At 48.0% G+C, this 9,948-nt stretch carries 8 protein-coding genes; 1 reads left to right on the top strand and 7 read right to left on the bottom strand.

Translation table 11 applies throughout. From position 1 onward, the window contains the following. Nucleotides 1-281: 281 nt before the first annotated feature. Nucleotides 282-506 (top strand): hypothetical protein, encoded by a 225-nt coding sequence (locus DW205_RS19220; RefSeq protein WP_005865070.1) that lies wholly within the window; start codon nucleotides 282-284, stop codon nucleotides 504-506. A 240-nt stretch (nucleotides 507-746) separates the two neighbouring features. Here DW205_RS19220 and DW205_RS19215 read toward each other — a convergent pair whose 3' ends face one another. From DW205_RS19215 to mltG, 7 genes are all read right to left on the bottom strand, one after another. Beyond that, on the bottom strand, nucleotides 747-2,477 hold the full coding sequence (locus DW205_RS19215; protein WP_005865068.1) for a bifunctional UDP-sugar hydrolase/5'-nucleotidase: 1,731 nt from the start codon (nucleotides 2,475-2,477) through the stop codon (nucleotides 747-749). Nucleotides 2,478-2,495: 18 nt separating this feature from the next. Further along, nucleotides 2,496-4,922 (bottom strand): alpha-L-rhamnosidase N-terminal domain-containing protein, encoded by a 2,427-nt coding sequence (locus tag DW205_RS19210; protein WP_005865066.1) that lies wholly within the window; start codon nucleotides 4,920-4,922, stop codon nucleotides 2,496-2,498. Nucleotides 4,923-5,043: 121 nt separating this feature from the next. After that, nucleotides 5,044-5,832 (bottom strand): 4Fe-4S binding protein, encoded by a 789-nt coding sequence (locus DW205_RS19205; protein ID WP_005865064.1) that lies wholly within the window; start codon nucleotides 5,830-5,832, stop codon nucleotides 5,044-5,046. A gap of 5 nt (nucleotides 5,833-5,837) precedes the next feature. Continuing rightward, a complete protein-coding gene (locus DW205_RS19200) occupies nucleotides 5,838-6,347 on the bottom strand; it encodes a TlpA disulfide reductase family protein (protein ID WP_008778142.1) in 510 nt (169 codons plus the stop codon). Nucleotides 6,348-6,560: 213 nt separating this feature from the next. After that, nucleotides 6,561-7,142 (bottom strand): indolepyruvate oxidoreductase subunit beta, encoded by a 582-nt coding sequence (locus DW205_RS19195; RefSeq protein ID WP_005865060.1) that lies wholly within the window; start codon nucleotides 7,140-7,142, stop codon nucleotides 6,561-6,563. After that, on the bottom strand, nucleotides 7,139-8,740 hold the full coding sequence (locus tag DW205_RS19190) for a thiamine pyrophosphate-dependent enzyme (protein WP_005865058.1): 1,602 nt from the start codon (nucleotides 8,738-8,740) through the stop codon (nucleotides 7,139-7,141). The genes DW205_RS19195 and DW205_RS19190 overlap by 4 nt, the downstream gene beginning before the upstream one ends. 104 nt (nucleotides 8,741-8,844) lie before the next feature. Continuing rightward, nucleotides 8,845-9,894 (bottom strand): endolytic transglycosylase MltG, encoded by a 1,050-nt coding sequence (gene mltG, locus DW205_RS19185; protein WP_008778143.1) that lies wholly within the window; start codon nucleotides 9,892-9,894, stop codon nucleotides 8,845-8,847. Nucleotides 9,895-9,948 lie beyond the last annotated feature (54 nt).

The following is a 9,948-nucleotide window of genomic DNA, read 5'->3' as shown; positions in this document are numbered from 1 at the left end:
TGGACCGGCGTTCTCTCTCGAATGCGGGTGCAAAAGTAGTGTTATAAAACATAACCTCCAAACTTTTCCGGTATTATTTTTCAAGTTTTTTTCACGAGGGGGATCGCGTACATTAATAATACGTCGATATCCATTCTCGGCTCACGTGGCCCACCAAGTGGCCTCACGTGTCACCACGTGCACTTAAAACAAGTGCTCCACGAGTACATTTGCACGTATGAAAACGACAAAAACGATCTTGGCCCCGATAGGAAATCACACAGAAAAACGGCTTTTAGCTCATGAAATCATGCGAAATGCACTTGGTTTTAGTGCTTTCGGATCACGTAAACGTGGGTAAGGACCCATTATATCGCCCCCCAAAGACCCAAAAAGCCGAAGAGGGAAGAACCACACAAACAACTGTATATCCACATGTTAAGGCATCAGGAAAATTCCCCGGCAAAAATCCTAGGGCGCAAAAGGCGCATCTTTACGCTTTCAAAGAAACATTTTTAGAAAAATAATATTTACATCACTCTACAGACAAGAGGGGTATAAACGTTATTTACAGAAAAAGTTTTAGAAACATACGTAAAGATGCGCCCTTTGCGCCCTAACCTATCAGCAACATCCCTAATACGGGATACAAAAAAGTCAATGGGACACGGCCGTAAAGTCATTGAGAAACCATCTCTATTCCATTGACTTTACCACCGTTTCCCATTGAGATACTATCGCAAACCAGACACTTCAAGGACGGAAACTCATTCCCCGAAAAGAAACTTACAATCCCGTTCGGCCGCCGGTCTCGTCCAATCCTGCGGGATCATTTGCCATTGGTTTAAAGGTTGTGGGCTAAGTACGCCCTTTTCCTTTATATATTGAATCATATAATAACGGAGGTCTTTATCGGTCGAATGAATGATACGACTCTTTAACTCGTCTTGGGGAATACCGGCCCCTTTCGTCAATAACTCACCTCCTCCATTACCTCGGTAAGAGTTGAGAGCTACTTTATACGTTTTATTCTCGTCGAAAGGCCTGTTATCCGCCATTTTCAAGATCGTAATCTTCTCACCCTCTGGTTTCGTTACGTCCACGGTGTAAATGATACCAGCTGCGGAGTCAAAGTTAAAACTGAAGTTGACGAATGAGACATAATTCTCCTGTCCTTTCTTTCTCTCTTTCAATAATAAGACATGATCGTCCGGAGATTTCATCCGGTTGGTCCACATAGCGTATGATTCCTCCAAGAAACCTTTGATCTCGGCTCCCGTCAAATTCATCGTATAAAGCATATTCTCATATTTGTAAAGACTGAACATATCGCTGATCGTGATATCCCCTTTATCTATTTTTGCGTCAAAGGATAACGGGGCGGCAAAAGAGACGTCCGCACCAGTCAACTCCAATTGTAAAGAGTGAATAAAATCAATAAAAGCGGATGGCCCAAAGTAAGCGGGACGGGTCGCAATACTCTCCGTAAAAGTTCCCACCTTCTCGGAGACAAAATCATTCACCGCTTTGTATTGCGGAGCGAATTTCTCCATAAACTCCTCGCTAGGCTCCAACTTATCCACATCCGTCAAAACACCCGATACTTGTTTATCCAAAACCTTTCCATGCTCCATCTTTAACACGACATCAACGGAACCGACTACACGCCCATTACTTGCCGGATTTATCAGCAACACGGAATCTCCCTCGATATTCGCCACCTTACCACAATACCGGCGATGATCATGCCCCATCATAACCACATCGAAGCCCGGAATGCGCTGGGCAACCTCCATCGACGCATCCTCACGGTACTGGCCGGACATGGTACGAGCCTCATTTCCCGCATGAAAGATACCTACCACAACATCCGGTTTCTCCTTCTCCTGAATGATCTTCATCCATTTACGGGCCGTCTCTTCCATATCGGCGAAATAAAGACCTTGCCACAGAGTCTCCGGCAACCATACAGGAATGGCCGGAGTAATCATCCCCAGTACAACGATCTTCACACCATCACGCTCAAATACCTCATAGGGCTTTAAATAGGTCTCCCGGTCGGAGGTACGGATAATATTGGCACCCAAGATAGGGAAATCACATTGTTTGATCCAACGATCGAAAACGGCATGGCCAGCCTCTACATCATGGTTACCCATATTTCCCGCATTGTACCCCATATAATTCATCATGGCGGAAGCTATATGCGTAGAGACCGTATCCATGAAATTGTAATAATACGCCGAAGGTTGTCCTTGCAAGATATCGCCATTATCCAATAGCAAAAGGTTATCGCCATACGCCCGGCGTTCTTCTTGCACGAACGAATATACCCGTGCCAGACTTCCTCCCCACTCCCGCTGCTCGATAAAATTATACGGGAAGAAGTTTCCATGGATATCACTGGTTTCCACTAATTTCAACTTTACTTCCTTCGTTGTCGCCGACAGACCGAGAGCGACCAGCAGCAATAAGGCAATTGAATAAACTCGTCTCATATAAGGATTTTAGATAGATTAATGACGCAAAGATAACGAAATAACCTGTTCGCCCGGTTTCAACGGGATTTCTTTTCCATCCCAGATAAATATACCCGTAGTACCTTCCGGCAAGACCAGACGGGCGGTTCCCTCACCTCTCTCATCCAATTTATAAGCGGCGGTCACGCTTCCAAGCGGATGTGGGATCGTACCGGAAACCTCCTTCAGTTTTCCCAAAGACGGAGCGATCCGTATCTTCCTAAATCCGGGAGCATCGCTATCTATCCCCAACAAGATCCGGTAAAACTCGATATTCGGACTGGCTCCCCAAGCATGGCAATCAGAACGGGATGGCTCCGGCATCTCGGCCCATGTGGTCAATCCCAACGCCATCTGATCCCGCCATATTTGTAAGTTATCCAAGAACTGATCCCCTAAACCGGAAGCTTTCAACGCTTGATTCAAGTAATAACGGAAATAGATCGTACACTGGATCAAGCTCGTATCCGCCAAGGTTTGGTTCATCACCTTTACGGCCTCCTCTCCTTTCGTAACCCCAGTCAAGATCGCCAAGGCGTTCACATGCTGGGAATAGCCACGATGATCCTGCGTATCGGCGAATAGATTACGGGCAGCGTCCCAATATTTCGGGCGGATCGTCTTACGCATCTCGGTAGCGATCTTCCGGTAATGATCCGCCATGGCAGGGAGGCCGATCGCTTGTTCCATCTCCGCCGCAAACTCCAAGGTCATTATATACATCAAATCTTGGAGCGCCGAGTTTCCCTCTTTCTCCCGTATCGGCTCGCCATAATCAAAACCGGCCGCCCAATCCACGAAGAACCAATGAGGAACGTAGGACAAACTATAATCCGGCTTCAACCATTGCTCGTACCACGACAAAACCTGACGGTAAGCGGGAAGCAAGGTCTTCATGTATGCCTCATCCCCACGGTACATCCAATAATCGTGCCCCATACAAATCCACCAGAGAGAGAACGAGGATATAAACTGATGTACGCTAGACGGATATCGGCTCATCGTAATCCCTTCCGCCACCATGGACTGCCGTCCTTGCTCTATGGCATTCTTCACCATATAAGGGTCTGATGTATTATACATGGAAATCATTGCCTGTATGCGTGTATCCCCGAAATATTGCAGTTGCTCGTAATACGGGCAGTCCATATACGTCTCATTGGCGCACAGACGGGCGGTACGCCATCCTATCTCGAGCATACGGCCCAGCTCCTCATGTCCCGGAGCGGAGAAAGTGGTCTCGTTACGGAAAGGATAGGCAGAGAAAGTCCCATACATATCCTCGATCACCAAAGGCTCGGAAGCCGTCTTCACTTTCAACTCCACATATCTCCATGTACGCCACCACAGGGACGTGAAGAGACGATTATCTCCCCCATCAGCCAGTATCTTATCCCCGTACCCGATAAACTGCTTATCCGTCAACTCGTCCCGATGTCCCTTGCCATTCAACGCATACGATTTAGTGGTCGATTCCTCTTCTTGCTTATAGAGGGCTTCCGAATAACCGATATGGATCTCGGCCTCCTTTCCTTTGCTGAAGGCTAAGGAGAAATAACCCGTCGTCAGGTAATCATTATCCAGAAGCAAGCGGACCTCCGTATTCGCCGGGATCGTCAAAGCTTTTGGCCAGTAAGGAAATCCTTGCGGGCATTCGATCCCTTCCGACCGGCGGAGCTTGGCCAGACGCTCGATCCGGCTGTCCATCGGAGGTATCGGGCTAGGAACCAGCAACCGTCCCGGGTAATCTCTCGATCCTTTTGTGGCACCCTCCATGCCCCGTACGGCCTTCTCCCATTTCCTGTCGTCGTAATCCGGTTGTTCCCAGCCCCAAGGATAAGCGGAGGCTTCCAGTTCCTCACCCGGGCCAGCCACGTAATACCCCAATACCTGCCATTCGGTCCAAGGAGCATACGCCTTATTACGCAGGCAGACCCAAGTGGTATCCGTATTTACCACCGCCTCATGCCCCGTATTGCCTTGCAGGATAAAACCCGTCTGATCGTAACTGATCTGGGCGACAGGTTTCCGCTCGGCATAATTCCAGACAACGGAGGCCAGCGTATTCTTCCCTTTCCTCAGATAAGGAGCCAGATCCACCGTCTCGAAACTCCAGTTATAGATATCCCCACGGGCCGGGCCCAAGGATACCAATTTCCCGTTTACATATAATTTATAACGGTTATCGGCGGAAACATGGACGATAAACCGGGAAGGAACCACCTCCAGATCGAACGATTTACGAAAATGATAGACCCCATATACATTCGGGGCCTCACCCGGGTAGGAGATCCAACGGGCTTTCCATCGTCCCTCGAAAAGAGAAGGATCGATCTTCTCCTGATTATACCCTTTCAGGCTAATCTGGGAGGAAAGGGAGAAGGCTTGAAACACAAAAAGCAAAAGGAATAAATAGGTTTTCATACAAACACGGTATTATTTGAGATTAACGATCCGAACAAAGGTACAAAAAAAGAGAAAGCGCCAAAAGAACTTTTGCCTTTTGACGCTTTCCCTCACAATATACCGGATGCCCGGTCCTCCATTAGAAGAATATCTCCGGCTCCCTGCGCGCGCTAAAGTTCTTATGGAGCATCGCCGTGTAAGGAGTATCGAAAGTACGTGCGCCCTCGGGACACTCTTTCACGCAGGCGCAACATTTGATACATAGGTTCGGGTCGCTATACATACCCTCGTCTGCCAAGGATATCGCATGCGTAGGACACACATCCACGCAATACTCACATTGCGTACATAAATCGTTATCCGTAACAGGAGCTTGAGGAGTGGAAGGGCCTTTCACCCGATACGGGAAATTACCTTTCACCTCCAAGGCGGACAAGCATTCCACGCAGGAAACCTTCTCCAGCTCCTCGATAATCTTTTTCCCGAATTCCGTAGCCTGATTAAGATCCGACTCGTCCGGACGCCCCTCGGCAATGGGCATCCCCTTGCGGCTGAAAGAATGCTCGCCGATAAACGCTCCGGCAGCCACAGGTACGAACCCCTGTTCCGACACTAAATCACAGAGCTCTTTCAAGGCATCCTCATAATCCCGGTTCCCATACAGTACCACGGGGACTACCGGCGCATGGTGGGCAGAACGGAACATGCGAAAACGTTCCATGGCAGTCTCCGCCACACGGCCACCGTATACAGGAGCGGCTATAATCGTCAGCTCATCATCAATATACTCTTCCATATCCAGACTCTCACAAGTGACATCCGACTCGGACATCGAAGTGGCACCCATTCCTTCCGCTATCGCGTAAACGATCTTGGCGGACGTGTGTGTCGGAGAAAAATAAATTAAATGTATGTTACTATATTTCATGATTCTTATTTTAACGCACCCTCTATTTTAGTCATTAACTCAGCAAATTCCTCATCGGTATAGCCTTTGCTCGTATAAATGATCTTCCCGTCTTTTCCGACCAAATAGCCACGAGGGATCAAGTTCTTGGCGAAAGCGCCGAAAATAGCCCGGTCCTTATCGGGATACAAAGGAAAATCGAAGCCTTTTTTCTCGTTATATTTCTGTAGATCGGCATCGGAATGCTCACGCCCGATCACCAAGAGAACGAAGTCCTTGTTGTTCTTGTATTTCGGCCAGAGGGTTTGTTGGACAGCGGCCAATTCTTTTTGGCAGGGAGGACACCAAGTGGCGAAGAAATTCACGAGGATCACTTTTCCCTTTAACGAAGCGGACTGCAACTTACTCCCGTTGTCGGAAACAATCGTAAATGACGGCATGGTATCACCGACCTTCACGATATCGGAATTATCCTCCTGAGCTTTGCCTACGAAAGCCAATAACGCTAGTAAACTAGCCAATAAATACTTCTTCATAACCTTAATCATTTCTCGTTTAGGATTCAGCGACAAAGATACATTAAAATTCTCATCAAACCGCATAATTCTAAGGCTTACGAAAGTTCTACGATGCTGTACCTACCCCTCGACAGCTCTTCTAAAAGTTCTAGGGGGTTAGATGTTAAAAAAAACGTACGTGAAACCCGGAGATGTCACGTACGCTGATACCATGCAAACCCGGAGAAAGATTTACCGCAGACTTTGCGCTAAGTCATAACCGGCTTTCAATGCCTTTAGGTTCATATTAACTATATCCTCGCCCTTACGACCGAATATCTGACGGATTCCCGCCTCGATCTTATCATACTCGATCCCGATAAATGGGGTAGCAGCCCCCAGCATCACGATATTGGCGGCACGGACAGAACCCGCTTCCTTGGCGATCTCCTCCACGTCCAATACGACCTTGTGAGGGAGCTTGTCCAACTCGGCGTTCACTTTCTCGATCTCCGGATAGTTCGGGATGTTCACGAACGGACGGGAGTTCGTCACCAGCCAACCCTCTTTCTTCAGGTAAGGCAGATAACGCAAGCTCTCCATCGGTTCCAAGGAGATGATCAAATCGGCGTGGCCCTTCGGGATCAAGTCCGAGGCGATCGGCTCGTCGGAAAGACGCAGGTTAGACTGCACGTCTCCACCCCGTTGACTCATACCGTGTACTTCCGCTTGCTTCATATACAGACCTTCTTTTAAGGCGGCTTCTCCAATAACGGCGGCGATAGAAAGGATACCCTGTCCTCCTACACCTGATAGTATAATATCTGTTTTCATTTCTTGCTTGCTTTTTTCTTTCTGGTTAATGTCTGGATACACTCACGGCGGGGGATCAATACGGATACGCCCTTGTACTCGATTTCCTCACGGATGATAGACTTCATCTCCTCGAAGTTCTTTTTTAAAGGAACCATCACACGGATGTGAGCCGGATCCACACCGATACCGGCGCAGATAGACTCCAGACGTCCTGTTCCGGCGGAATCCTGCCCTCCGGTCATGGCCGTCGTCTCATTATCGGAGATAACGATGGTGATATTCGTGTTCTCGTTCACGCAATCCAGCAAACCAGTCATACCGGAATGGGTAAACGTAGAATCGCCGATCACGGAGATAGCAGGGAATACACCCGCATCGGAAGCGCCCTTCGCCATCGTGATGGAGGCGCCCATATCGATACAAGAATCGATCGCACGGAAAGGAGGCAAAGCTCCCAAGGTATAACAGCCGATATCGCCAAACACCTTAGCCGTACCGTTATACTCGGCGATCACCTCGTTCAAGGCCTCATACATATCCCGGTGTCCACAACCTTGGCACAATGCGGGCGGACGTTGCTCAACCACCTCGGGGATCGCGTAATAGCTCTGGATCTCCTTACCCAAGGCTTTGCCTACCGCATCTGGCGTAAGCTCGCCGTCACGCTGAAGCGTACCGTCCAGACGGCCATGAACCGTCACGCCTTTCGCCAAGAAACCTTTTAATTGCTCTTCAACGACCGGATATCCCTCTTCCAACACCAAGATCTCCTTACACTCGCCAACGATCTTCTCCACTTGCTTTCTCGGAAGCGGATACTGGGAGATCTTCAATACGGGATGCTCGAAACCGTCCGGATAATTCTCGGAAAGATAATTGAAAGCGATACCCGTCGTGATGATACCCAAGTCTTTATTCGGGGCATCGAAATACTTATTATATGCGGAATTCTCGGAAGCTTCCGTGAAAGCCTCTTGAGACGCCAGCAAACTCTTGAAACGTTTACGGGCCAATGCCGGGAGTAAGATAAAACGTTGACGACCGTCTTCCGGACAATTCATCCGGTTCTCCGGCTTCAACGGGCTGGTTACGACACCGGCACGAGAATGCGCCATACGGGTCGTTACACGCAGCAAGATAGGATACCCTAATTTCTCGGATAACTCGAATCCATGATATACCATATCATAAGCCTCTTGCTGGCTGGATGGCTCAAACATCGGGATCATGGCGAAATTGCCATAAACACGGTTGTCTTGCTCATTCTGGGAAGAGTGCATGGATGGGTCGTCGGCCGTAAGGATGATCATACCTCCGTTGATACCGCTCATAGCGGCGTTCATAAAGCAATCGGCGGCTACATTCAAACCCACGTGCTTCATGCAGCAAAGCGCACGTTTACCGGCATAGCACATACCCAAAGCGGCTTCCATGGCGGTTTTCTCATTCGCGCTCCAGCGACAATGGATACCTCTTTCCTTCGTTACCGGAGAACCTTGGATATATTCTGTGATTTCAGTAGAAGGGGTTCCCGGGTATGCGTATACCCCGGAGATTCCAGCGTCTATAGCGGCTTGCGCTATGGCCTCGTCCCCCAAAAATAAATGTTTTTCCATGTGTATCTGTTTTCTTAATATTGACTATTCACACTATTTAGCCGCCAAAGGTAATGAAAAATGTTCAATTTAGAATGAGAGACTTATGATTTATACTAGATCCATTACCGTATCCGGCGCCTATTCAACTCCGCCCGATACCGGTTGGCATTGCGGTTATGCTCCGCCAACGTCACGGCGAAATTATGCCGTCCCGAGAAATCCTCCTTAGCGCACATGTATAAGTATTTATGTTTCGTATGATTCAATACGCTATTCAAGCCCTTGATAGTAGGAATCCGTAGAGGACCGGGAGGCAGGCCCGCATGTTTATAGGTATTATAGGGAGAATCTATTTCCAAATGCTCAAATAAGATACGTTGCAAAGAAAAATCCCCCACCGCGAACTTTACGGTAGGATCTGCCTGTAAAGGAATACCGGCATGAAGGCGGTTGATATAAAGCCCCGCCACGATTGGATATTCGTCCGATGCCGCCGTCTCCTCTTCTACGATAGAAGCCAAGATAGATGCCTCAACTGGAGTAAGCCCGATCTCCTCTGCCTTTTTCAATCGTTCCGGTGTCCAGAAAGCGTCATATTCACGCTTCATGCGACGTATAAATTTATCCGCGGATATATTCCAATAAATCTCATAGGTATTAGGAATGAAGAGGGCATTGATCGTTTCCGGGGTAAAACCTAAAGAGTCGCAATACACAGAATCATTCAATAAACACAGGAGATTTTCCTTCCCGAACATCAATTGATCACTTATACGTTCCGCCAAATCTTCCTTGAAACGGACATTATTAAAAGTAACCCGGGCCGCTACTTGATGTCCTCTCCGCAAGTCATTCAATAAGGTTAAATTACTCATGCCGGGCTTCACGGCGTATCGACCGGTACGCATGGACGCAGGATACTTCAACAATCCACTCAATTGCTTAAAGCTACCGATACGGAGACAGTTCGCCGAATCCCTCAACTGCCGGCAAAGATCATCAAAATCCTTTTTATCATCTATATAGACATAGACCGTCTTATCCGGCTTAAAATTCGGAGCCCAAGCCAAACGGTACACCCAAAAGCCTCCACCGCCTATCAAAACAACGAGAATCGCTATCAAGGCGATAACTATCGGACGCCTCGATAAAATTTGTTTGTTCAAATCCATGAATAATCTATTGAATATCAGAATAAGGCACAAAAGTAGTATCTTTTTTCGAAA

The organism is Parabacteroides sp. AM17-47 (assembly GCF_003434625.1).
Classification (GTDB): domain Bacteria; phylum Bacteroidota; class Bacteroidia; order Bacteroidales; family Tannerellaceae; genus Parabacteroides; species Parabacteroides distasonis.
This window is presented reverse-complemented; position numbering and strand designations above follow the sequence as displayed.

What these genes read in the sequence shown, in the direction of transcription:
- DW205_RS19220 (WP_005865070.1), top strand. Translation starts at nt 282, where the DNA reads ATGAAATCATGCGAAATGCACTTGGTTTTAGTGCTTTCGGATCACGTA.
- DW205_RS19215 (WP_005865068.1), bottom strand. Translation starts at nt 2,477, where the DNA reads ATGAGACGAGTTTATTCAATTGCCTTATTGCTGCTGGTCGCTCTCGGT.
- DW205_RS19210 (WP_005865066.1), bottom strand. Translation starts at nt 4,922, where the DNA reads ATGAAAACCTATTTATTCCTTTTGCTTTTTGTGTTTCAAGCCTTCTCC.
- DW205_RS19205 (WP_005865064.1), bottom strand. Translation starts at nt 5,832, where the DNA reads ATGAAATATAGTAACATACATTTAATTTATTTTTCTCCGACACACACG.
- DW205_RS19200 (WP_008778142.1), bottom strand. Translation starts at nt 6,347, where the DNA reads ATGAAGAAGTATTTATTGGCTAGTTTACTAGCGTTATTGGCTTTCGTA.
- DW205_RS19195 (WP_005865060.1), bottom strand. Translation starts at nt 7,142, where the DNA reads ATGAAAACAGATATTATACTATCAGGTGTAGGAGGACAGGGTATCCTT.
- DW205_RS19190 (WP_005865058.1), bottom strand. Translation starts at nt 8,740, where the DNA reads ATGGAAAAACATTTATTTTTGGGGGACGAGGCCATAGCGCAAGCCGCT.
- mltG (WP_008778143.1), bottom strand. Translation starts at nt 9,894, where the DNA reads ATGGATTTGAACAAACAAATTTTATCGAGGCGTCCGATAGTTATCGCC.